Origin of the sequence: Brevundimonas sp. DC300-4, assembly GCF_049897365.1 — a bacterium.
Classification (GTDB): Bacteria; Pseudomonadota; Alphaproteobacteria; order Caulobacterales; family Caulobacteraceae; genus Brevundimonas.
The window spans coordinates 84097-106591 of record NZ_JAFCWC010000003.1 but is presented as its reverse complement, the minus strand read 5'-3'; the positions used below and the strand labels follow the sequence as shown (position 1 = coordinate 106591).

Annotated in this window: 27 protein-coding genes; 6 read left to right on the top strand and 21 right to left on the bottom strand. The window is 69.0% G+C overall.

The features are described 5' to 3' along the window. Positions 1-65: 65 nt before the first annotated feature. Positions 66-524 carry a YbgC/FadM family acyl-CoA thioesterase gene (locus tag ACP7AZ_RS06230; protein WP_426037121.1) on the bottom strand — a complete coding sequence of 153 codons (459 nt, stop codon included), beginning with the start codon at positions 522-524 and terminating at the stop codon, positions 66-68. Beyond that, positions 521-1984: an alpha/beta hydrolase gene (locus ACP7AZ_RS06225; protein WP_426037119.1), complete on the bottom strand. Its 1464-nt coding sequence runs from the start codon at positions 1982-1984 to the stop codon at positions 521-523. The genes ACP7AZ_RS06230 and ACP7AZ_RS06225 overlap by 4 nt, the downstream gene beginning before the upstream one ends. 122 nt (positions 1985-2106) lie before the next feature. On the opposite strand from ACP7AZ_RS06225, the gene ACP7AZ_RS06220 reads away from it, so the two are divergent. Next, positions 2107-2295 carry a hypothetical protein gene (locus tag ACP7AZ_RS06220; RefSeq protein WP_426037117.1) on the top strand — a complete coding sequence of 63 codons (189 nt, stop codon included), beginning with the start codon at positions 2107-2109 and terminating at the stop codon, positions 2293-2295. A gap of 112 nt (positions 2296-2407) precedes the next feature. Here ACP7AZ_RS06220 and ruvB read toward each other — a convergent pair whose 3' ends face one another. The 4 genes from ruvB to ACP7AZ_RS06200 all read right to left on the bottom strand — a co-directional run bounded on the left by ruvB (position 2408) and on the right by ACP7AZ_RS06200 (position 5689). After that, on the bottom strand, positions 2408-3451 hold the full coding sequence (gene ruvB / locus ACP7AZ_RS06215) for a Holliday junction branch migration DNA helicase RuvB (RefSeq protein ID WP_426037115.1): 1044 nt from the start codon (positions 3449-3451) through the stop codon (positions 2408-2410). Positions 3452-3629: 178 nt separating this feature from the next. Further along, on the bottom strand, positions 3630-4247 hold the full coding sequence (gene ruvA / locus ACP7AZ_RS06210) for a Holliday junction branch migration protein RuvA (protein WP_426037113.1): 618 nt from the start codon (positions 4245-4247) through the stop codon (positions 3630-3632). A gap of 166 nt (positions 4248-4413) precedes the next feature. Then, positions 4414-4941, bottom strand: a complete 528-nt coding sequence (gene ruvC, locus ACP7AZ_RS06205) for a crossover junction endodeoxyribonuclease RuvC (RefSeq protein ID WP_426037111.1) — start codon at positions 4939-4941, stop codon at positions 4414-4416. A 58-nt stretch (positions 4942-4999) separates the two neighbouring features. Continuing rightward, complete coding sequence (locus ACP7AZ_RS06200) at positions 5000-5689, bottom strand: MgtC/SapB family protein (RefSeq protein ID WP_426037109.1); 690 nt, start codon at positions 5687-5689, stop codon at positions 5000-5002. Positions 5690-5822: 133 nt separating this feature from the next. Between ACP7AZ_RS06200 and ACP7AZ_RS06195 the strand changes: the two genes are divergently transcribed. Further along, a complete protein-coding gene (locus ACP7AZ_RS06195) occupies positions 5823-7499 on the top strand; it encodes a M20/M25/M40 family metallo-hydrolase (protein WP_426037107.1) in 1677 nt (558 codons plus the stop codon). Positions 7500-7505: 6 nt separating this feature from the next. On the opposite strand, the gene ACP7AZ_RS06190 is transcribed toward ACP7AZ_RS06195, so the two are convergent. From ACP7AZ_RS06190 to ACP7AZ_RS06170, 5 genes are all read right to left on the bottom strand, one after another. Beyond that, complete coding sequence (locus ACP7AZ_RS06190; protein ID WP_426037105.1) at positions 7506-8024, bottom strand: hemerythrin domain-containing protein; 519 nt, start codon at positions 8022-8024, stop codon at positions 7506-7508. Between the two features lie 79 nt (positions 8025-8103). Beyond that, positions 8104-8394 carry a type II toxin-antitoxin system RelE/ParE family toxin gene (locus tag ACP7AZ_RS06185; protein ID WP_426037103.1) on the bottom strand — a complete coding sequence of 97 codons (291 nt, stop codon included), beginning with the start codon at positions 8392-8394 and terminating at the stop codon, positions 8104-8106. Continuing rightward, positions 8376-8627 (bottom strand): CopG family ribbon-helix-helix protein, encoded by a 252-nt coding sequence (locus ACP7AZ_RS06180; RefSeq protein ID WP_426037101.1) that lies wholly within the window; start codon positions 8625-8627, stop codon positions 8376-8378. The genes ACP7AZ_RS06185 and ACP7AZ_RS06180 overlap by 19 nt, the downstream gene beginning before the upstream one ends. 38 nt (positions 8628-8665) lie before the next feature. After that, positions 8666-10012: a hypothetical protein gene (locus ACP7AZ_RS06175; RefSeq protein WP_426037099.1), complete on the bottom strand. Its 1347-nt coding sequence runs from the start codon at positions 10010-10012 to the stop codon at positions 8666-8668. Between the two features lie 131 nt (positions 10013-10143). Then, positions 10144-10917: a YebC/PmpR family DNA-binding transcriptional regulator gene (locus ACP7AZ_RS06170; RefSeq protein ID WP_303694213.1), complete on the bottom strand. Its 774-nt coding sequence runs from the start codon at positions 10915-10917 to the stop codon at positions 10144-10146. 224 nt (positions 10918-11141) lie between these two features. On the opposite strand from ACP7AZ_RS06170, the gene ACP7AZ_RS06165 reads away from it, so the two are divergent. Beyond that, entirely contained in the window at positions 11142-11342 is a 201-nt protein-coding gene (locus ACP7AZ_RS06165; protein WP_426037097.1) for a hypothetical protein, read from the top strand. Here ACP7AZ_RS06165 and ACP7AZ_RS06160 read toward each other — a convergent pair. The 3 genes from ACP7AZ_RS06160 to ACP7AZ_RS06150 form a co-directional block, all read right to left on the bottom strand. Further along, positions 11339-11977 (bottom strand): chromate transporter, encoded by a 639-nt coding sequence (locus ACP7AZ_RS06160; RefSeq protein ID WP_426037095.1) that lies wholly within the window; start codon positions 11975-11977, stop codon positions 11339-11341. The two genes, ACP7AZ_RS06165 and ACP7AZ_RS06160, sit on opposite strands and share 4 nt — an antisense overlap. A 15-nt stretch (positions 11978-11992) precedes the next feature. Next, the gene (chrA, locus tag ACP7AZ_RS06155; RefSeq protein ID WP_426037093.1) at positions 11993-12586 is read right to left on the bottom strand and encodes a chromate efflux transporter; all 594 of its coding nucleotides are present in this window, start codon (positions 12584-12586) and stop codon (positions 11993-11995) included. Positions 12587-12711: 125 nt separating this feature from the next. Then, positions 12712-13146, bottom strand: a complete 435-nt coding sequence (locus ACP7AZ_RS06150; protein ID WP_426037091.1) for an acyl-CoA thioesterase — start codon at positions 13144-13146, stop codon at positions 12712-12714. A 120-nt stretch (positions 13147-13266) separates the two neighbouring features. On the opposite strand from ACP7AZ_RS06150, the gene ACP7AZ_RS06145 reads away from it, so the two are divergent. Next, positions 13267-14400: a zinc-dependent alcohol dehydrogenase family protein gene (locus ACP7AZ_RS06145; RefSeq protein ID WP_426037089.1), complete on the top strand. Its 1134-nt coding sequence runs from the start codon at positions 13267-13269 to the stop codon at positions 14398-14400. Here the strand turns inward: ACP7AZ_RS06145 and ACP7AZ_RS06140 are convergent. Then, entirely contained in the window at positions 14397-14996 is a 600-nt protein-coding gene (locus ACP7AZ_RS06140) for a hypothetical protein (RefSeq protein WP_426037087.1), read from the bottom strand. The two genes, ACP7AZ_RS06145 and ACP7AZ_RS06140, sit on opposite strands and share 4 nt — an antisense overlap. 132 nt (positions 14997-15128) lie before the next feature. On the opposite strand from ACP7AZ_RS06140, the gene ACP7AZ_RS06135 reads away from it, so the two are divergent. After that, positions 15129-15638: a DUF1993 domain-containing protein gene (locus tag ACP7AZ_RS06135; protein WP_426037085.1), complete on the top strand. Its 510-nt coding sequence runs from the start codon at positions 15129-15131 to the stop codon at positions 15636-15638. Positions 15639-15718: 80 nt separating this feature from the next. Next, positions 15719-15847, top strand: coding sequence for a hypothetical protein (locus tag ACP7AZ_RS06130; RefSeq protein ID WP_426037083.1), 129 nt, complete (start codon positions 15719-15721; stop codon positions 15845-15847). Here ACP7AZ_RS06130 and ACP7AZ_RS06125 read toward each other — a convergent pair. From ACP7AZ_RS06125 to ACP7AZ_RS06100, 6 genes are all read right to left on the bottom strand, one after another. Further along, entirely contained in the window at positions 15844-16692 is an 849-nt protein-coding gene (locus tag ACP7AZ_RS06125) for a ribokinase (RefSeq protein ID WP_426037081.1), read from the bottom strand. The two genes, ACP7AZ_RS06130 and ACP7AZ_RS06125, sit on opposite strands and share 4 nt — an antisense overlap. After that, complete coding sequence (locus ACP7AZ_RS06120; protein ID WP_426037079.1) at positions 16689-17624, bottom strand: nucleoside hydrolase; 936 nt, start codon at positions 17622-17624, stop codon at positions 16689-16691. The genes ACP7AZ_RS06125 and ACP7AZ_RS06120 overlap by 4 nt, the downstream gene beginning before the upstream one ends. Before the next feature lie 107 nt (positions 17625-17731). Further along, positions 17732-20179: an alkaline phosphatase PhoX gene (locus ACP7AZ_RS06115; RefSeq protein ID WP_426037077.1), complete on the bottom strand. Its 2448-nt coding sequence runs from the start codon at positions 20177-20179 to the stop codon at positions 17732-17734. A 143-nt stretch (positions 20180-20322) separates the two neighbouring features. Next, positions 20323-20988, bottom strand: coding sequence for an aspartate/glutamate racemase family protein (locus ACP7AZ_RS06110; protein WP_426037075.1), 666 nt, complete (start codon positions 20986-20988; stop codon positions 20323-20325). Continuing rightward, complete coding sequence (locus tag ACP7AZ_RS06105) at positions 20985-21986, bottom strand: D-cysteine desulfhydrase (protein ID WP_426037073.1); 1002 nt, start codon at positions 21984-21986, stop codon at positions 20985-20987. The genes ACP7AZ_RS06110 and ACP7AZ_RS06105 overlap by 4 nt, the downstream gene beginning before the upstream one ends. Positions 21987-22043: 57 nt before the next feature. After that, on the bottom strand, positions 22044-22460 hold the full coding sequence (locus ACP7AZ_RS06100; protein ID WP_426037071.1) for a BLUF domain-containing protein: 417 nt from the start codon (positions 22458-22460) through the stop codon (positions 22044-22046). Positions 22461-22495 lie beyond the last annotated feature (35 nt).

Sequence of the window (22495 nt, the reverse complement as noted above, 5' to 3'; positions counted from 1 at the left end):
GCCGTCGATTCCTGACGACCGCCGGTCTGCGGCTGGACAGCCACGGAAACGGGCGCCGACGGAGTCTAGCCAGCGTCGCCCGGTTGCGCCAGCCAGGGCGTCACCGCCTCGACCAGCGCCCTGGTCGGACGTCGCGGCCGACCGTTCAGGTGGATGCAGACGGCGGTGACATCGGCCCGGCACAGCGCCTGCCCGTCCCGCTCGATCACCTGGGAGATCATCAGCCGCACGCCCTTGATCGCGTCATAGGTGGTGCGCACCACCAGGGCGTCGTCGATCCGCGCCGATTTGACGAACTGCAGTTTCATCTCTGCGATCACGAAGGCCAGCGGCGGATCGATCTCCAGCAGCTGCGCATGGCCGATGCCCGCCAGCCTCAGGAAATCCGACCGCCCGCGCTCGAAATACCGCACATAGTTGGCGTGATAGACCACCCCGGTGAAGTCGGTGTCCTCGTAATAGACCCGCAGCGGCAACAGGTGCGCGCGGCCCTCGAAGCGGCCGGCGGTGGGAAGGTCGGTCATGCGGCCGGCAGGCCCAAGGTGAAGTCCAGCGGCGTGTCGGCGGCCGGCAGACAGCTGCGGTCCACCGGCGCCGACGGGTCGCGCAGGAAGTCCCGCGCCATCCTGCGCGTACAGGGGCTGGCGTTGATCACCCCGTGGGTGGCGTTGGTCACGATGACGACCTGGCTGTTGGCGTAGCCGCGTGCGGCGGCCTCGGTCAGGGCCGGCGGGCAGCCGGGATCGATCTCGGCGGCGACGAACAGGGTCGGGATGTCGGTCACGACCGGCGCATTCTCGATCGGGTCGGCCGGCCGCTCGCCGATGGCGTCGCAAACGTCGAACAGCCGCGACAGGGATGGAACGAGAACCTCCGCAACCGGATCCCCCGCCGCTCCGGCCGCCAGCCGCGCCCTCGACTCGAACGGCAGCTCCTCCTTGCACAGGTGGGCCATGTGCTGGCCTTCGAAATAATAGGTCCGGTTCCCGGCGCTCTCGGCGACGGGTGTCAGGTCGCCGGCGATGATCCTGTCCAGATCGGCCGGCAGGCGACGCACGCCGACACGGCTGTAGGTCGTGTCCATCAGGAAGGCGGACAGATCGTCGACATTGAAGGTCCGCCCGTCCTTGCCGGTCACCGGCCCGCTCAGCCAGCGTCGCGCCTCGGTCTCGAACCGGGCCTGCATGTCGGGATAGCGGGCGCTGCATTCCGCCTGGGCCGCGCACTTCGCGAGGATGATCCGCACGGCCGTGGACACCTGCTCCGGCGTGCCCACGGCCCAGTTGCCCTCGGGCGGCCACGGGCTGTCCATCACCACGGCGCGCACCATCTGCGGCTGATGGGTGATGACGGCGGCCTCGATCCGGGGCCCGTAGGATCCGCCGCGCAGGTCGATCTTCTCCAGCCCCAGCACCTGGACCAGGTCGCGCACATCGTCGGCGATGGCGGCGGCGTTGTACCAGTTCAGATCGATCCCCTGAGCCTGATAGTCGCGCAGACAGGCGATCAGCCCGTCGCGATCCTCGTCCGAGGGCGGCCCGGCGTCGGTCAGTTCGACGCCCGGACAGTCCATCGATGGCTTGCCCCGCCCGCCGCCCCTCTGGTCGAAGAAGATCATGTCCTGATCGACCGCCAGGGCGTCCGGGTTCTGCTGCGCGGCCTGCAGCATCCGCCCGACCCCCGGCGTCGAGGCCCCGCCCGGCCCGCCGTGGAAATTCACCACCGGCGGCAGCCGATGCCCCGACGCGTCGCGATACGGCGTCGACGCCTTGACGATCACCACCGCGACGTCGATCCGCCGCTCGCTCGACCCGTCACGCGCCTCGTCGACCGTCAGCGTGCAGCAGCGAACCTCGCGCACCCCGGTCGGCCACTCGGCCGGGCAGGCGGTGTCGGTGAACACCGGATCGGCGGCGAGGGCGGGTTCGGCCGTCAGGCCTGCGCCGAGGATGACGGACAAGGCGGCAAGCGCGCGAAGGATCATGGGCTGTCTCCGGTTCGCCGACACCAAAGTCCCGCGCCCGGCGCTTGGCAAGCCGCTCGCAAAAGTTATCTGGCGCGCCATGCGAGCGAAGCGTTAGCTGTGCGCCGTTGGAGGGAAACGCCATGCATCGCAGCCTGACCGCCACCGTCGCCGCCCTGGCCCTCCCGAAGCTACGCGACGAGGACGCCGTGTCCGGTGTCTTCGACTGGACCTGCGCCAACGGCCGTATCTCGGGCCGGGTCCTGCTGGCCACAACCACGCCGTGGTCGATCCAGGCCCTGAACTACCGCCTGATCCCGAACGCGCCCTGATCCGTCAGGCGGCGTGTTTCTTACGGGCTGCTTCGTTCAGGGCTTCGGCCATGCGCTCACGCCAGTCGTCGCCCTCTTCGGCGGGCGTCCTTGGCCGGATCAAAGTCGATGCTCACTCGAACAGGCCGCCCTGCCCCACGCCCTGCGCCGTCGGAGGCTTCGGCGGCTCTGTCAGGCCCAGATGCGCATAGGCTTTCGCGCAGGCCATCCGTCCGCGCGGCGTGCGCTGGATGAAGCCCTGTTGCAGCAGATAGGGCTCGATCACATCCTCGACCGCGTCGCGCGCCTCGGCGATCGCCGCCGCCAGCGTGTCCATCCCGACCGGTCCGCCGCCGTAATTCTCGATCAGGGCCTTCAGGAAGCGACGGTCGTTCGCATCGAGCCCCGCCTCGTCGATCTCCAGCCGCGACAGCGCCCGCGCCGCCACGATGCTGTCGATCACCGCCGCCCCCTCCGCCTCGGCGAAGTCCCGCACCCGGCGCAGCAGCCGCCCCGCCACGCGCGGCGTGCCTCGCGCCCGTGAAGCGATCTCGCGCGCGCCCTCGTCATTGATCCCCGTTCCCATCTTCCGGGCGGCCCCGGTGATGACCCTCACCAGTTCCTCGGGCGTGTAGAATTCGAGCCGCAGCGGAATCCCGAACCGGTCGCGCAGCGGCGTCGCCAGAAGACCCGCCCGCGTCGTGGCTCCCACCAGGGTGAAGGGCGCCAGATCGATCCGCACCGACCGCGCCGACGGTCCCTCGCCGATGATCAGATCCAGCACATGGTCCTCCATCGCCGGATAGAGGATCTCCTCCACCGTCGGGGCCAGCCGGTGGATCTCGTCGATGAACAGGACGTCGCGCGGTTCGAGATTGGTCAGTATGGCCGCCAGATCCCCCGCCTTGGCCAGGATCGGGCCGCTCGTCGCCCGGAACCCCACGCCCAGCTCCCGCGACACGATCTGCGCCAGGGTCGTCTTGCCCAGTCCCGGCGGCCCGAACAGCAGCACATGGTCCAGCGCCTCGCCCCGCCCCCGCGCCGCGTCGATGAAGATCTTCAGATTGCCCTTGGCCTGCTCCTGGCCCACGAACTCCGACAGGGTCTGGGGCCGCAGGGCGCGGTCATAGGCCTCGCCGGGGGCGGGCTCGGGCGAGATGATGCGGTCGTCAGTCATACTGCCCTTCTCCCCTTGCGGGAGAAGGTGGCCGAGCGAAGCGAGGTCGGATGAGGGGTCACGCTGACCTCAACCCTCTGCATTGGCCGAGCCCACTCCAGCCGCCCGCGTGACCCCTCATCCGTCAGCCTTCGGCTGCCACCTTCTCCCGCAAGGGGAGAAGGGATGTTGATGTCCCTCACCGCCCCAGCTCCTGTAACGCGGCCCGGATCACGGCCGACAGTTCGGCGTCATCGCCCAGCCGGATCAGCGCCTGATCCACGGCCCGGCGTGCATTGACCTCGGCCACGCCCAGCCCCAGCAGGGCCGACACGGCCTCGCCCGTCACGCTCGGAACCGGCGGCGCGATCTCGGCATGCATGCCCGCCGCGCTCGGCGTGAACGACACATCCCCCAGCGACTTGCCTTTCAGCTCGGTCACGATTCTCAGCGCCAGTTTCGGACCCACCCCGTTCGCTCGCCCGATCGCCGCCTTGTCGTCCCGCGCGACCGCGCTCGCCAGTTCGCCCGGCGGCAGGACGTCCAGCACCGACAGCGCCGCCTTCGGCCCAACCCCCTGAATCCCGGTCAGGGTCGTGAAGGCCCGCCGCTCGTCCCGCGTCAGGAAGCCGTACAGGCGCGGCCCGTTCTCCGCCGACCAGCTTGATTCGATATGCAGGGTCGCCTCGTCGCCCGGCGCCGGCAGTCGCTGCAGCGTCCGCGCCCCGCACGTCACCACATAGCCCACCCCCGCGCAGTCGATCAGGCAATGCCCCTCCTCGACTTCGGCCAGAACCCCTCTCAGCCGCCCGATCATCCTCGTCCCCTCCCTGCGCCCCAGGCGTGGGGAGGTGGCAGCGAGCCCCTCGCGAGCTGACGGAGGGGGTCTTGCCGCCGACGAAGAACCCCTCCGTCTCTCCGCTGCGCTCCGAGCCACCTCCCCATCGCTGCGCTACGGGGAGGAGACAGTTCGATACGGCCGATCATGCCAGGGCCTCCAGCAGGGCCCGCTTGCGCAGCTGCGCATGGGTGATGGCCACCGCCAGCGCATCGGCGGCGTCTGCCTTCACGTCCCCGGCGGCCCCTTGGCAGGACTGGGGCAACAGCCGCTTCACCATGAAGGCGATCTGGCTCTTGTCGGCGTGGCCGGCCCCGACCACCGCCTTCTTGATGAGATTGGGCGAATACTCCGCCACCGACAGCCCGGCCTGCGCCGGGGCCAGCATCACCGCCGCCCGCGCATGACCCAGCTTCAGGGTCGAGGACGGGTTCACATTGACGAACACCTCCTCGATCGCCGCCTCGTCGCAGGAATAGGCGGCGCAGACCTCACCCACTTTCTCGAGAAGCCACAGCAACCGTTCCGACAGCGGCGCCCCCTCCGGCGGGGCGACCACCCCGTGCGCGATCCAGCGCAGCCGCGAGCCCTCGGCCACGATCACACCCCAGCCGGTGCGGCGCAGGCCGGGGTCCAGTCCCAGAATTCGAGTCCCCCCGCCTTGATGAATCATGCTGTTCGTCATTCGTTCCAGTCATGCCCCAAACAAGGTTGACGGACAATGACCGCCGTCACTCCTCGCGCGGCAGGATCGAGAAGCCGGCCAGGCCGTCCTCGGCGCTGAGCTGGGTCACCAGGCCGTCGATGTCGATAGGCACATGCCCCTTCACCTTGAGATGATGCTCATGGATGGCTCCGTCGTGGCTCATCACATGCCCCAGACGCACCACCTTGACCCCCCTGAAGCGCAGCAGCTCGCGCACGGCCACGCCGTTGGGCGCTTCGCCACGCTTCCAGCGCAGGGTTACGTCCATCACCCCGACATGCGGCAGCTTCGCGTCCAGCACCCGCAGAATCCCCAGCACGCCCAGGGTGGCGCCCGACCCCAGCAGGGCCAGGTCCAGCATCCCCACTCCGAACAGCACCCCGATGGCCGAGGTCACCCACAGCGACGCCGCCGTGGTCAGGCCGTGCACGGAAAACCCCTCGCGGAAGATCACCCCGGCGCACAGGAAGCCGATGCCGGTCAGCAGGCCGTGCGACATCCGGGTCGGGTCGATGACGACCGTCTGGCCCGGCAAGGCCGTAAACGCCCAGGTCGACTGGTGCATCGCCGCCAGCATCAGCAGGCACGAGGTCAGACAGACCAGGATATGGGTCCGGAACCCGGCCGGGTGGCCGTGATAGGTCCGCTCCACGCCGATAAGGCCGCCCGCCGTCATCGCCGCAGCGACGGGCCACAGAAGATTCAGATCGAACACCAAATACGCTCCGGGAACTGACGAATCTTCACGCTAGTCCCCTGATGTCGCCGCATGCAAGTCCGCCGTGATCCGGAGCGGGACAAGGGCGCGGCTTCACGCTAGCTTCGACGCCGAACGAGAGGGATCCATCATGTCGAACACAGCCGGCGCCGTCATCGCGGCCCAGAGGATGCGGGCAGAGCGCCGGATGATCGAGGCGCTGCGGGCCGCCGAGGCCTTCTCGCCCGACAGGGCCATCCCCCTGGCGCCCGACAGGAACCTGGCCAGACTCGCCCTGCGCGGCCTGCTGCGCCAGAACGCCATCCGTCAGGCCCGGGCCGGCTTCTACTACCTCGATGAGCCCGTCTATGCGGCGGTCCGCAAGAGCCGCCAGCGCCTGCTGATCGGCGTGGGCGTCATCGCCGTCGTCTTCGGCGTGGCCCTCGCCATCGCCACCTCCAGCAAGGCCCAGACCGCGCCGGCGCCCCGCCCCGACCAGCTCGCCTTCCGCGCCCTCTACGAGGAACTGGTCGAGACCAACACCACCCTGTCCGAAGGCAGCTGCACCATGGCCGCCGAGCGGATGGGCGCCCGCCTGACCGCCGCCGGTTATCCGGCCGCCGACGTCCGCGTCCTCGCCCCGGCGGACCGGCCGAAGGACGGCAATCTGGTCGCCACCCTGCACGGCTCGAACCCCGACGCGCCCGCCCTCCTGCTGCTCGCCCACATCGACGTGGTCGAGGCCAATCCCGCCGACTGGACCCGCGATCCCTTCACCCTGGTCGAGGAGGGCGGCTATTTCTACGCGCGCGGCGCCTCGGACGACAAAGCCCAGGCCTCGGTCTGGGTCGATACCCTGGTGCGGCTCAGGCAGGAGGGGTTCGCCCCCGCCCGTGACATCAGGATCGCCCTGACCTGCGGCGAGGAGACCGCCGACGTCCACAACGGCGTCGAATGGCTGCTGGCCGAACACCCCGAGACCCTTCAGGCCGGTTTCGCCCTGAACGAAGGCGCCGGCGGTCTGCTCGACGATCAGGGCAATCGCCTCGCCCTCGCCGTCCAGGCGGGCGAAAAGATCTATCAGGACTATACGCTCGAGCTGACCAACCCCGGCGGCCACTCCTCGCGCCCAAGGAAGGATAACGCCATCGTCGCCATGGCGGCGGGTCTCGCCCGCGTCGGCGGCTTTGATTTTCCGCTCGAGCTGAACCCGGTCACCCGCGCCTATTTCGCGGCTCTGGCCGGGACCCAGCCGCAACACGCCGCCGACATGCGCGCCATCAGCGCCCCCGCCGGTCCCGATGCGGAGGCCGCCGCCCGCGTCTCGGCCGCCAATCCGTCTTGGAACGCGACCCTGCGCACCACCTGTATCCCGACCCTGATCGACGGCGGCCACGCCCCGAACGCCCAGCCACAGAAGGTCACCGTCAACATCAACTGCCGCATCCTGCCCGGCCATACGGTGGCCGAGACCCAGGCGGAACTGACCCGGCTGATGGACAATGCCGCCATCTCCATCACCCCCGTCGGCCGCCCCAGCCCGACCGCCCCGCCGCCGGCGCTGTCCGACGCCGTCATGGGTCCGATCCGCGAGGTCGCGGGTGAGATGTGGCCCAACGTGCCGATCCTGCCGACCATGGCGACGGGGGCCACCGACGGCCGCTTCACCAATGCGGCGGGCATCCCGACCTATGGCGTCACCGGCATGTTCGGCGATCCCGACGGCGGCGGCGCCCACGGCCTCAACGAACGAATCCGCGTCCGCTCCCTCTACGAGGGCCGCGACTTCCTGTTCGAGATCGTGAAGCGCTACGGCATGCAGGACTGAGGCGGCTCAGCCTTTGGCCTCGATATAGGCCTCGGGGTCCTTGTTCACCGCCTTCACGCCCGTGATGTGATCCGCCTCGAAGGCAGCGAACTGTACCGCCAGATCGTGGCGCGTCTGCATCGAGGCATGGCGGCGGAAATCTGTCAGGCCTTGGCGCTCCTCCTCGCCCATATGTTTGGAGTTGACGACGTTCGCCTTGCCCACCGCCTCGATCCAGGCGCCGGTGCCGACGGGATAGGTCTCGACCGCCTTGACCGCGTCGCGCAGCTTGTTGTGGTCCTCGATGGCGTCCTCGGTCTCGCCCTCGACCGTCCCGTCCTCGGCGTCGTTCGCCCCCTCGCCCAGTTTAAGCAGCTCGGGATAGAAGAACCGCTCCTCGGCCTCGGCGTGGACATCCAGGAACGCCTTCAGCCGCGACCAGACCGCCGTCAGCGCCTCGATGTCCTTCGGATCGATCTGTTCGAGGATCGAGAACAGCCGCCGTTGCTCGGCGTGGTCGTCGAGGATCAGCTGGGTGATGTCCATGGGGCGGCTCCGGCGCGAACAGTGAAGCCCCGATACGCCCGCCGCAGGGCGCCGGTTCCGTGCGAACGACTCGCGCCGGTCAGCTGAACGGTTCGCGGCTCGTGTGCCAGACGCGCAGAACAAGAACACAGTCGAGCTCCGTCCGGTAGACGAGCAGGAAGGGCGTGGCGGCGACCACCAATTCCCGTCTGCCGTCGGGACGACCCCGCCCCTTGCTGGGGAAATCACGCAGCCCATCCGCTGCTTCCAGAACTCGATCTTCTGTCGCGATGGCGGCCGAGACATTGTCTCGCGCGATGTAGTTGACGCCCTCTTCCAGATCAGCTTCCGCTTCCGGCGTCCAGATCAGCCTCAAGCGGCGTGCGTCCATCGGGCTCGCCGTGCGTGCAGCCGGGCAACGACCTCCTCATGCGGGATGCCTTTGCCCGCCGCCAGAGAGGCTTCCGCTTCGACGATCGCGGCCTCCAGAGCATCATGCTCGCGAGCAATAAGCTCCGCCGCTTCCACCAGCAGTTCACCGGCTGCTCGGCCTCTGGCGCTGGAGAACGCATCCAGCTTGGCCTTCACGGCCTCATCCATCTCGATGGTCACATGCACGGTCATGGCGTGGAGATTACCACCACCCCCGACCGCCGCCAAACTCAGGCCACGATGGGCTGAACTGATCCGCTTTCGACCGGAGCGGGCCGGCCGCCGCGTTCGCGACGGGCGGCGTCCAGCGCGGCCGACGACATCGCGGCCTCAGCCCGGGCGCCTTCCAGCTCCGCGCGCAGGGCGGCGGCCTGCTGGATCATGGCCTGAGCCTTGGCGTGGTGCTCGTCCTGCGCCGCCGCAAGCTTGGCCTGGATCTTCAGCATCCGGTCCTCGGCGCGGGCAATGGCCTTCTCGTGGGTGGTCGCGGCCTTGGCCAGGGTCTCGGCGCGGTCGACGGCGGCGAGGCGGGCCACCTCCATCCCGGCCAGGCGCTGGCGGGTCTCTTCGGTCTCGGCCTCCAGGCCGCGGATGCGCTCCATGGCGCGGTCCAGGCTGACCTGCAGCTGTTCGGCCTTGCGCTCAGTCCCGTGCGAGCCGGTCTGCAGCTCGCTCAGACGCGACGCCTGTTCGGTGTTCAGGACTTCCAGCCCGTTGGCGCGGGCCGTGGCCGTATCGAGCCGCGACGACAGGGAGGCGATCTCGGCCCGTGCGGCCTCGGTCTGGTTCTCCAGCGTGCGCAGGGCGCGGGCGGCTTCGCTCTGCTCGGAGGCCGAGCGGGCGCGTTCGGTGGCCAGCTGGCCTTCGCTGGCGGCGGACGATCGGGCCAGGGCGGCGATCTCGGCCGAGACCTCGTCCACGCGACGACGAAGGACGGTGTTCTCTTCGGAGGCCAGGGCATGATCGCGCTGGATCTGCGCCCGGCCGGCCTCGGAGTCGGTGCGCAGGGTCTCGGCCTGCTTCAACTGGGTGCGCAGAGCCTCCTGGTCCTGTTCAAGTTCCTTGATCCGCTGACCGGAGACGCGTTCACCCGTCTCGAGCGCCTCGATCTTGCCGGTCGCCAGCGACAGTTCGCTGCGCAGACGATCGGCCTCGACCCGGGCTTCCTGCGAAGCCGCGGTCTGTTCGCCGAGCCGCGCCGCCAGGTCTTCCGCCCGCGCCTCGCTCTCGGCCAGGGCGTCGGCCAGCTTGCGCACCTCGACGGTCGCAGCCTCCAGGCGGGCTCCGTTGTCGATACTGGCAGCGCGCAGGTTGATCAGTTCGACGTGGCCGTCGCGCCGCGACCGAAACTCCGCCTCCAGCGGATCCCGCAGCTGCGCCAGCAGGCTCTCGAAGGTCCCGAACCGGCGCGCCATGTCCGACAACTGGTCGAGGCTGTCCTGAATGGTCTCGAACCGTTCGCCGATCACGCCGGCGGCGTCGCCGCCGCTCTCCCGCTCGTCGATGGACGGCGCGACGCCCTGGGCGCTCTTGCCGGTCCGTGACAGAACGCGATCAATCCTGGACAACATCGTCATAACGCCCCCGTTGACGGGCGGATGACGCCTGATGCAGGCGTCTCGAATCGAGCCGCCCCCTCCCGTTAAGGAATGATTAACGGTCAGCGTCAGGAGTGTCGATACCGGCGATCCTGTACGGCTGTGGACAGTCAGCCCGCGAACTTCGCCATCTCTTCGTCGGAGATGTCCTCGTTGGAATAGACCATCGAGACATCGTCCTCGGCGTCCAGAGCGTCGAGCAGCCGCATCAGCGTCCCGACATGCTCGCCGGTCACGGGCACCTCGGTCTGGGGCTTCCAGACGATGGCGGTGGACTTTGCGTCGCCCAGGATCTTGGACATGGCCTCGGCGACCTCGTTCAGATCCTCGAAGGCGGTCCAGATCGTGTGACCCGGCGCGTCCTCGTAGATGTCGGGCTTCACCAGGTCGGATTCGACGTCCTGGGCGCCTGCCTCGATGGCGGCCTCCATGACGGCGTCCTCGCTCCCGGCCTCGGCGGCGTAGGTGATCTTGCCGACCTTGTCCCACATGAAGGCGACCGAGTTCATCTCGCCCAGCGCCCCGCCGTTCTTCTTGAACGCCGTGCCGATGTTGGAGTTGGCGCGGTTGCGGTTGTCAGTCAGAGCCTCGACGATGATGCCGACCCCGCCGGGACCCCGGCCCTCATAGCGGACCTCCTCCATCGTATCGACGTCGCCGCCGGACGCCTTGTTGATGGCCCGCTGGATCACGTCCTTGGGCAGGCTCTCGGCCTTGGCGTTGTTGACCGCAAGGCGCAGTCGCGGGTTCAGGGCGACGTCGGGCATCCCCGATTTGGCCGCCACGGTGATGTCGCGCGACAGCTTGGAGAACAGTTTGGAGCGGGACGCATCGGCGCGTCCCTTGCGGTGCATGATGTTCTTGAACTTGGAATGGCCGGCCATTGTTATCTCTTCAGTGCGCTATCGCTCGACGCGCCCCCCGGTCCGATCTGCGATCGGCCGGAGGACAAGCTACGTCTTGCTACTTGAGCCCGGATCTCGCTGCTTGAGCGCGTTCCGTGCGTTGGTTGGGGCCGTCTAGCCCGCCCGCGCTGTTCTGTCACCAATCGGTCGCTGGAACCGGCGACCCTGCGGGGGATTAAGGCAGCCACCGACGGAGCTTGACCATGTCCGACAATCCCCTGCACGACGCCGACGCCTATCTCGAGGACGATCTCGACGACGCCGAGATCGTCGAATGGTACGAGGGCCGTCCCGTGACGGTGTCGACCGCCGTCGCCACAGGCTCCATCGTCGCGGCCTTCGCCATCGGCGTCCTCACCGCCGTCGGGGCCCTGGCCCTGATGGGCTACATGGACGACAACTAGGTCGCCAGAACCGCGAGCGCGCCGGCCGCCGCCAGCACCACCGGGGCGGCGAACGGGCTCTTCCAGCGGAAGAAAACGACCAGGCTCGCCATGCCGATGGCGATCCCCAACCCCCGACCGCTCCACGTCGGATCCACGCTCGACAGCAGGCCCCAGCCCAGTTGCGCCGCCGTCACGGCGATCAGGCCGGTGACCCCGGCCGCGACGCCTTCGAGCGCCGACTTGAGACGCTCGTCGTCGACCACCGTCTCCAGCCGGTCGTAGAAGATCATCGAGAAGGCGAAAGCGGGCAGGAAGATCCCGGCCGTGATCGCCAGCGCGCCCAGCGGACCCCCGGCGACATAGCCAACGAAGGTCGAGAAGATTATCAGGGGCGCCGGCAGCACCCCCGACAGCGCGAGCCCGTCCAGGAAGGCCCCGTCGCCCAGCCAGCCGCGGCCCACCATATCGGTCCTCAGGAACGGAATGGCCGTATAGGCGCCGCCGAAGGTCAGCAGTCCGGCCTTCAGCCCGCTGAGAAACAGCAACAGTACGGCCACCTCGCCCGGCGCGTCCGGCGCGCCGCCGGTGAAGGCCGGCGGCGGCGTCCCGCCCGCGACCTGAGCGGCCCAGACGCCCGCAGCGAGCGCCAGCACCGCGCTACCTGCCGCTCACCAGATCCGCCCGCCTCGTGCCGCCGCATAGACCAGCCCCGCCGCCGGCAAGGTGATCCAGAACGGAACGCCCGACAGGGCCGCCGCCGCGCAGGCCGCGCCGATCCCCCACAACCAGATGTCCGTCAACGCGTGCCGGCCGATCTTCTCGACCGCCTGCACGATCAGGGCGATCACCGCCGCCTGCACCCCGAACAGGGCGGCCGCCAGCCAGCCCCGGTCGAAATCGATGCGGAAATAGAGCCAGGCCAGCGCCATCATCAACACGAAACCGGGCAGCATGAACCCCAGTCCGGCGAGCAGTCCGCCCCACCGGCCACGCGCCCGCATGCCCAGATGCACGCAGAGCTCGTGCGCCTCCGGTCCCGGCAACACCTGCATCACCGCCAGCAACCGATTGAACCTCTGCGGCGAGATCCAGCCCTCGCCTTCCACCAGTTCGCGCTTCAGCATGGCGATCTGCGCCGCTGGCCCGCCGAAGGCCAGCAGGCCGAAGCCGAGGAATTTCGCGAACAGCTCGAACAGGCTCAGACGCGGCGGCCTGGCCTCTGAATCCCCCGGCGTGGGCGGAACGGGGATGGACGAGGCCATGGGCGCTCCTTGCCGCCGGTCAGGCGGACGGGAGCGGGTCTTGGGCGGACATCGCCTGTATCCGGGCGCCCGCGATCAGGCCCGGACGATCAACCTAGCTGGACCGCGACGCGGGGGTAAAGGCCTCACCCCGCCCTCAGGTTCTCGACCACGCTCCGCAGCACCGCCGGCAGCGGCTTGGGCCGGCGCGTTTCGGCGTCGACATAGACGTGCACGAAATGGCCGATGGCGGCGGGCTCGGCCACGCCACGACGGAAGACGGCGAAGCCGTATTTGACGCTCGACGTGCCGATATGGTCGACCTTGATCCCGACCTCGATGACATCCGGGAACGCCAGCGACGAGGTGTAGCGGCAGCCCGAATCGACCACGAGGCCGATCGATTCCTTCAGCCCCCCGCCGATGATCAGGTGGGCGTTCACCGCCGAGTCCACGAACTCGTAGAATTTGGCGTTGTTGATGTGGCCGTACTGGTCGTTGTCCGCCCAGCGCGTCGAGACCGTATGATAGGCCTTGTAGGTCGCCCGGTCGGCCAGCGGCCCCTCGTCGCGTTTCGGCATTCTGTTTTCGTCCCACGCAGCGCCGGCTTGATCGCCGATCCTCGTGCAACGCTCGGGCTTGGCCTCCGTCGCGTCAAGCGCCTATCGAAGGCGAACCGCGCGTTTCCGACGAGGCTGCTCATGACCCGGACCACCACCCGCGCCGCCGTCCTGCGCGCCATGGGCGCCGCTCGCCCCTATGCCGACAGCCGTCCGCTCTCGATCGAGACCGTGACCCTCGACCCGCCCGGCCCGGGGGAGGTCCTCGTCGCCATCAAGGCCGCGGGCCTGTGCCACTCCGACCTTTCCGTCATTAACGGCGACCGCCCCCGCCCCATGCCCATGGCCCTGGGTCACGAAGCGGCGGGCGTGGTCGAGGCGCTCGGCGAAGGCGTCACCGACCTGGTCGTCGGCGACCACGTCGTCATGGTCTTCATGCCGTCGTGCGGTCACTGCAATCCGTGCGCAGAGGGTCGCCCCGCCCTTTGCGAGCCCGGGGCCGCCGCCAATGGCAAGGGCGAGCTCCTGACCGGCGGCAAACGCATCCATCACCACGACGAAACCCTCAACCACCACCTCGGCTGTTCCGCCTTCGCCGAGCGCGCCGTGGTCTCGCGCCGCTCGCTGGTGAAGATCGACCCGGCCCTCTCCTTCGCCGAGGCGGCCCTGTTCGGCTGTGCGGTCCTGACCGGCGTCGGCGCGGTCGTGAACACGGCCCGGCTCAGGGCGGGCCAGAGCGCGGTCGTCGTCGGCCTCGGCGGCGTCGGCCTCGCCAGCGTGCTCGGCGCCCTGGCCTCAGGCGCCACGCCCGTGATCGCGGTGGACCTGTCCGAGGACAAGCTGACCCTCGCCCGCACCCTCGGTCCGGTCCAGACCGTCAATGCCGCCGATCCCGACGCGGTAGATCAGGTCCGCGCCCTGACCAACGGCGGCGCCGACTTCGTGTTCGAGATGGCCGGTTCGGTCCGCGCCCTCGAAGCCGCCTGGAAGATGACCCGGCGCGGCGGTACCACGATCACCGCCGGCCTGCCCCCGCCCGACGCCGCCCTGCCGGTCAATGTCGTCTCACTCGTAGGGGAGGAGCGCACGCTGAAAGGCTCCTACATCGGGACCTGCGTGCCCGGCCGCGACATCCCCCGCTACGTCGCCCTCTACCGCCAGGGCCGCCTGCCCGTGGACCGGCTGATGAGCGGAACCATCGCGCTCGACGACATCAACGCGGGCTTCGACCGGCTGCACGCCGGCGAGGTCGTCCGGCTGGTGGTGACCTTCTAGGTCTTCGGCGCTTCGATCGCAGCAGCCTCGGCCGCAGGATCCGCTTCCGCGGCGGGCGCCGTGGCTGCTGCCGCCGCCCTGGCCTCATCCTCGGCCTCGGCCTCCTCGACGGAATAGGTCGGGTCCTTGCCCGTGTCGCAATAGTCGAAGAAGGCGGCGATCGCGCCCTTGCCTGACTCCTTGGCGACCAGCCGCATGTCCGCGCCGCTGAGGCCCACGTCGATGGCGCCGCTGGCCTTCAGGGCGGTGATCACCGGGTGGTCGGTCGGCGCGCTCGCACCTGGCTGGAAGGTGCCCGTCGCGGTGCCCGACGTCAGCACCGCCTCCTCCTCATAGCCCCAGGTCAGTGCGACGGTTTTCGACTGCGGCAGGCAGGACATGCCGAAGACGCTGACCCCCTCGGCCCAGTCGCCGTCGCCGAAGTCCAGGTCGCCCGACCCGCCGTGCGCCACGAAATGCCAGTCATAGGTCGCCGGCACGGCGTCGCCCGAAGGCAGGGTCACCTGACCGGCCGTCGGCTCGCCTTCTCCGCGACCGGCAGGCTGACAGGCGGCGAGCGCGAGCGCGATGGCGGCGGCGGAAACGATGCGGATCATAGGGTCGTCTCTCGATCACCGTCCCCCCGACGGCAATCCAACCCTAGTCCTGCGATGGGCGCTTCGCCAAGGGCGTCACAATCGTCTAAGGCAGGGCTGGAGCGACACAAAGTTCTCAAAGGAAACTCACAGATGGCGACCGAACTCTACGACCTGACCGTTCCGCCATTCTCGCGCGGTCTGCGCGCCCTGTCCGGCCTGCTCGACAAGGCCGTTGCGCATGGGAAGGAAACGGGCGTCGATCGGGACTCCTGGCTGTCGCTGCGCATCATCGACGACATGAACCCCCTGGTGAAACAGGTCCAGACCGCCTGCGACAGCCCCAAGCTCTGCCTTGCCCGCCTGTCCGGCGTCGCCGCCCCGGTTAACGACGACTCCGAAACCACTATCGCCGAACTGCAGCAGCGCATCGCCGACACCCTGGCCTATCTGGCCTCGGTGCCGCGCGACAAGGTCGATGGCCAGGAAGGCAAGGAAGTCACCCTGACCTTCCCCGGCGGCGAGATGAAATTCCTCGGCCAGCCCTATGTCACCGGCTTCGCCATGCCGAACTTCTACTTCCACCTGACCACGGCCTACGACCTGCTGCGCGGCGCCGGCGTCCCGCTCGGCAAGCGCGACTACATGGGCGCCCCGACCTGATCCGTCCGCTTGCGTACAAAGGAACCTTTGCGGTCACCGGCTCTTTCGACACCGTCAGTTTGCGGAAGAGTTGGTGTCGCGTGGTCGTCAAACAGTTCAAGGGTCGGGGCCGGCACGCCACAGTCAGCGTCAACGACCGGTCACGCCCGGGCGGCTGGCTGTTCCGCCTCTATATGGCGTGGTTCTTCAGAGGCCTGAAGAAGCGCTAGACGCGGCCCAGCAGGGCCTCGACCTCGGCCCGCGTCGGCAGCGAGGGTTGAGCCCCCGGCCGTGTCGCGGCCAGGGCCCCGGCGGCGCAGGCGAACGTCAGCGCGTCCGTCGGCTCCAGCCCGTCCAGCAGGGCCACAACGATCGCGCCCACGAAGGCGTCGCCCGCCCCCGTGGCGTCTACGGCGACGACCTCGGGCGGCGTGGCCCAGGCCATCTTGACGCCCCGGTGATACATCTCGGCCCCCCGGGCCCCCTGGGTGATCACCACCCGACCCCCGCCCCGGTGCAGCAGGTCGCCGTAGAACGCCGCCTCCCCCTCGTTGACGACGATCAGGTCGCAGCGTTTCAGCAGCGCCTCCGACACCGGCGCGGCAGGCGCCAGGTTGGCGCAGACGAACCCGACCGCCCGACCCACCGCCGCCTCGACCGTCTCGATCGGCAGCTCCAGCTGCACGATCAGCGGGCTTTCGATCCGCGCCGGCAGCTGTTCCGGCGTCACCAGATGGTTCGCCCCCGCCGCCACCACGATCTGGTTTTCGCCCGACGGATCGACCGCGATCAGGGCCACCCCCGTCGCGGCCGCGATATCGACCGCCACCCCCGACAGATCGACGCCGAAGCTCTCCATCAACGCCAGCGCCTCCTGCGCCATGGCGTCGTCGCCGACCCGGCCGATCAGGCTTGCTTCTGCTCCAAGCTTCTCGGCGGCCAGCGCCTGGTTCGCGCCCTTGCCGCCCGGATGCCGCGCGAGGGTCGCCCCCGTCACCGTCTCCCCCGCCGCCGGCAGCGACGGCGCAGACGCCACCAGGTCCAGGTTGATCGATCCGACCACGGTGATGTTCATCCGACCGCCCCCAACCGCTGGGTGATCAGGTCGAACACCCCCTGCCCGTCCGCCTCGACCGCCCACAGATGCCGGGCGCTCGCCGGATCGACGCGGAACTCCACCGCCGTATGGCCGCGCGTCAGATCGCTGTCGGTCTCGACCTCGATCCGGCAGGGCTTCAGCCGGAACAGCCCGGGCTTCAGCAGCCAGGCCACCGTACACGGATCATGCAGGGGCGCGCCCCAGTCCGGAGTGGGCCAGCCGACGATGTCCCGCTCGATTCGTTGCGAGAACCGAACCATCATCGCCGCCGTCAGGGCCGGCCCCTTGCCCACCGCCTCCAGCGCCTGGATCCGGCCCTCGGTCCCCCGCACCTGATGCGTCGCGTCGAGTCCGAACACCACCATCTCGCACGCACTGGCGAAGACCTCCGCCGCCGCGTCCGGATCGGCCCAGATATTGAACTCGGCGGACGGGGTGATGTTGCCGCCCTCGGACCGCGCCCCGCCCATGACCACCACCGGCCCCAGCCGTTCGGCCAGTCGGGGTTCGGCCCTCAGCGCCAGCGCCACATTGGTCATCGGCCCCATGACCGCCAGCGCCACCGATTTCGGCTCGGCCGCCATCACGATCCGCACCATGGCCTCCACGGCCGAACCCTCCGCCGCCGGAGCATCGGGCTCGACGGCTTCGAGATCGCCCAGCCCCTCGGCCCCGTGGAACTCGCCCGCCCCGGCCGGTTCGCGCCTCAAAGGCCGCGCCGCGCCGGCGAACACCGGCACATCCTCCCGCCCGGCGACCTGACGGATGATCCGCGCATTCCGAGTCGTGGTCCTGACCGGCACGTTCCCGCCCACCGTGGTGATCGCCCTGAGGTCCAGCTCCGGCGAGGCGAAGGCCAGCAACAACCCCACGGCGTCGTCCACGCCCGGGTCGCAGTCGATGATCAAACTCTGTCTTTTCACTCGCCCTGAATGCGGCGGGTCGCCCGTCGCCGCAACGAAAAAGGGCGCGCCGTCTCCGGCGCGCCCCCTGTCTCAGGCGATGAAGGCGGGTCCTACAGGCCCACCACCCCGCCGTCGTCCTTGGTGATCACGATCGTCGCCGAGCGCGGGCGAGCGCCCGTGCCGCCCGTCTGGCTGGCGGGCCAGAACGAGGACGGCGTCGCGGCAGAGCCGTTCTCGCCCGGGTGCTGGATGTTGACGAAGATGGTCTTGCCGTCCGGCGTCGAGTCGATGCCGGTAATTTCGCACTCCTTCGGCCCGACCAGGAAGCGGCGCAGGGTCATGCCCGGCGCCTTGCCGACGAAGGTCGATTGGGTGCGGGTCGCGCCGGTGGAGTCGGTGTTGGTGATGGTGAGCGCACCGCCGTCGCCGACATTGCCCGGCTGGGCCACCAGCATCATGCAGTTGGTCTTGTCGGTGAAGGCGCCGTCGTCGGTCTGGATCCACAGCAGCGGATTGACCAGGCCCGAGGCATTCTGCGGGCGGCCGAACCACAGGCCGTCCGGCGACGAGAAGTCATTGGTCGCGTCCAGGCCCGACAGGTTGATGTTGGCCGCGTTCAGGTCCGAGTCGGCGCCGAAGGCGTAGATGTCCCAGCGGAAGGTGGTCGCCTCGGGGTTGTCGCCCGTCTCGCGCAGACGGATGATGTGGCCGTTCGGGTTGCCGAACTGGGCCGTGTTCGTCGCGCCGCGCGGGTCGTTGTAGTGGCGCGGGTTGGCGGCATCGGTCCCGGTCAGCGGCCGCTGCGCCGCAGAGTTGTTGGTCAGGGTCAGATAGACCTCGCCGGTCACCGGGTTGACCGCCGCCCACTCCGGACGGTCCATCTTGGTGGCGCCAACGGCGTCGGCGGCCAGACGGGCGTTGATCAGGACATCGGCCTGGCTGGCGAAGGCATAGGCCGGGTTGGCGGCCGTGACCGCACCCGTGCCGAACACCAGCGGCAGCCACACGCCGTTTCCGGTCGCGTCATAGCGGGCGACATAGAGGGTGCCGCTGTCCAGATATTTGTCGCCGATCGACAGGCGGTCGGCGCTCTGGGCGTCGGCGGCGACCCAGGGGGTGGCCGAGACGAACTTGTAGAAATACTCGCCGCGCGAATCGTCGCCCATGTAGAAGACCGGACGGCGGCCGGCGACGAAGTTGGCCGGCCAGGCGCCCTCGTGGCCCATGCGACCGAGCGCCGTGCGCTTCCTCGGGATCGAGGCGGCGTCATAGGGGTCGATCTCGACGACCCAGCCGTACTGGTTCGGCTCGTTGCGGAAGTCCGCGGTCGCGTCAGAGCCGGTGGCGGAGGCGTTCCACTTGGCGAATATCGTCGAACCCGGAACCGTCGGAACCACCGAGGCCCAGCCATTGGCGCCGCCCGCGCCCTGGCTCACGCCGTAGCGGCTCAGGGCGACGACTTCCTTCGCCGTGCGGGCGGCGTTGTCCGTCGACGAGCGGCGGAAATAGCCGGCCCAGTTCTCTTCGCAGGTCAGGTAGGAGCCCCAGGGCGTATAGCCGTTGGCGCAGTTGTTGACGGTGCCGCGACCGGCGACGCCTGTCGGCGAGAAGGCGGTGCGAACCTGGACGTCGCCGCGCGCCGGACCGCGGATGTCCATGGGCGTGTTCGGGGTAATGCGGCGGTTGAAGGTGGAGTTCTGGACGTAGTTCCAGCCGCTCGTGCCCTTCAGGACCTCGATCACGGCCACGCCGTGGGCCTCGATCTCCTTGATGGCCTCGGCTTCCGGGCGGACGCCGCCGACCGAGGTGGGGCCGTTCGGGTGCAGATAGGCGGCCGAGATGTTCTCGTGGTTCATGGCCAGCAGGCCGCGGGCCGACGCGTTGTCGTCGCGCAGGCCGGTCGTCGCGCCGAGGCCGAAGAAATACAGGGCGTCGTGGTGGTCGCCGGCGCGCGAAGCGAAGTTCGTGTCCGTGCCGTTGTTGGCATAGGCAGGCGTGGCGGCGTTGATCGGGTCGCCCAGGCGATACAGGACCGAGACCGAGTAGCCGGCCGGGACGGTGACGACGTCCAGCAGGTTCTTCGCGACGGCGTTGAAGCCCAGCACCGCCGGGCTGACCGTCACCGTCGTGTTGGCCGAGGCGATGATGCTGTTCGAGCCGGAGGCGTTGAACGAGAAGACCAGCGGCGTCGCTGCGGTCACGCTCGGCGCCGTGAAGGTGGCGTTGCTGGCGTTGGCGTTCGTCAGGACGACCGTCGGACCCGAGACCTGGGTCCACAGCACGCCGGTCGAACCGGTCGAGGTCCCCGTCAGGGTCACCGTCTTGCCCGAGGTCGTGGCGCCGTTGGAGCCGGCCGAGACCGTGGCGTCCGACTTCGGCTGCTCGCTGTCGTCGTTGCAGCCGGCCAGGCCGAACAGGGCGGCGACCGAGGCCATGCCGCCCATGATCGTGCGGCGCGACTGGCGCTCCTCGATGATCGAGCCGAAGGTCGGGTTGGACGAGGTGTTCAGTTCGACGTCGCCGTCGTCATGGCTGCCGGTCAGGTGGATTTCGGACATGGTTGCTCCCCGGAATGTCTGGGGACCAGCGGTAGCGTTCGTGTTTGTGAAGTTCGTGTCCGAAATATTTCCGTTTTATATTACGAACAAGCCGGACAATACAACACAGTTACAGTTGATCCGCGACCGGATCATGCGTCCGATCAGTCGACGCAGGCCCTGACGCAGGCTTTGGCCAGGACTTCTGCAGAATCGACAAGCGGAACAGACACATCGGACGCGTCGAGCAACAGGGGAACCTCCGTACACCCCGCAATCACCGCATCGGCGCCCGCGACGTTGAGCGCCTCGGCCAGCCGCACCATGGCCGCACGATTGTCCACACCCACGTCGCCGCGCTTCACCCCATAGACGCAGGCCATGAAGGCGGCGCGGTCGTCGCCCTGCAGAACCACCGGCTTCACCCCGGCCGCCATCAGCGCCGCGACGTACAGAGCCTCGCCGCCCGGCGTCGCCAGAATGCCGATGGAGCGGGCGTCATATCCCTTCGCTTCCGCCACCGTCGCCGCGATCATGTCGATGAACGGCAGTCCAGCCGCCAAGATGCCCGGCTTCTGCGCATGGGCCGTGTTGCACGGCATGGCCAGAACCTGCGCCCCTGCCGCCTTCAGCCGTTCCGCCATCCGGCCCAGTTCCGCCTCGGCATCCCCCGGTCGCGTGTTCCGGTCCGGCACCTGGGGGTTCAGGTCCATCACTACCCGGATGTGATCTGCGTCGCCCTGCGCCGGCGTCAGCGCCTGCACCCGTGCGAGGAACGCCACCGTCGCCGCCGGCCCCATGCCGCCGAGAACCCCCAGAACCTTGCTCATCCGAGCATCGAGTCCAGTTCGCCCTGATAGCCGGCCAGGCCCTGCGCGCCGCCGGTGTGCAGGAACACCACCCGCTGCCCCTCGAACGTCCCGGCCCTGGCCAGGGCGATCAGCCCCTTCATCGCCTTGCCGGTATAGACCGGGTCCAGCAGGATCGCGTCGGTCCGCGCCGCCAGTACCAGGGCGTCGACGACGGCCTGATCGATCAGGCCGTAGCCCGCGCCGACATAGTCGCAGTCGGCCACTACCATCTCGTCCTTCACCCGATCCGGATGCCCCAGCAGGGCCGCCGTCTCCTTCGCCAGCTTCAGGACATTGGCTTCCTGCCTGTCCTTCGGCGCCCGCACCCCGATGCCCAGCACCGGAATGTCGGCGCCCAGCACCGCCAGACCGGCGACCAGACCGGCGTGAGTCCCCGCGCTGCCGGTCGCCGTCACGATCAGGTCGATGGCCAGATCCAGCTCGTCGGCCTGCACCACGATCTCGCGCGCACAGTCGACATAGCCGAGCGCTCCGATCGCGTTCGAGCCGCCGCCGGGAATGACATAGGGCTTGCCGCCGCGGGCCCGGATCTCCGCCGCCGTCTTCTCCAGCTCGGCCGGCATGTCCGATCCTCCGGGCACGGAGCGAATGACCGCGCCGAACAGCCGATCCATCAGGACATTGCCGTTATGGACATAGTCGACGGCTTTCGACCCGGTCCGCTCCTCCAGGATGACCTCGCACTTCAGACCCATGACGGCTGCGGCCGCCGCCGTCTGACGCACATGGTTCGACTGCACCGCGCCCTGGGTCACCAGGGTGTCGGCGTCCTGCTCGAACGCATCGCCCAGCAGGAACTCCAGCTTCCTCGTCTTGTTGCCCCCGCCGGCCAGCCCCGTGCAGTCGTCCCGCTTGATCCACAGGTCGATGCCCAGCGCCTGCGACAGGCCCGGCGCGGGCTCCAGCGGCGTCGGCAGATGGGCGAGGCGCACACGAGGGAAACGGGCGAGATGCATGGGGACGGCCTTTCGGTTTGTGCCTCTCCTATAGCGCCCCGCGTCGTGTGCGAAGCCTCAGGCGGCGCGCACCGGTTCAACCTCGAGCGTTTCGCGCAACAGGGCGATGATCTCGAGGGCGGAGGTGTCGGGCGTCCCCATGAGCCGATCCAGAGCGGTCGCCGACTCTGGCCCCAGGCGCGAGCTCGCCATGCTCCAGCCCGGGAACTGCCTTTGCGTGATCGGCCTGCGGTCCAGGATGACGATGTCGCGGTGGCGCGGATCCCCGGCGAGGCGGCGCAGCAGGCCGTCCAGAACGGCCGACGGTTCCTCGATGACCTGGATAAAGCGGCCGTCGTGCGCGCCCAGCGCGCCGGTCAGTTCGTCCCGGTCATTGTTCCGCTGCGATTCGCCGAGGATCGTCGCCATGTTCAGAAGACTGTCCGTCCGCCCCGTCGCCGTACTGGCATAGAGCATTCGTTCAAGGCCGGTCATGTCGCGCTCCAAAAGGGTAGGAGTCCGTTCTGCTC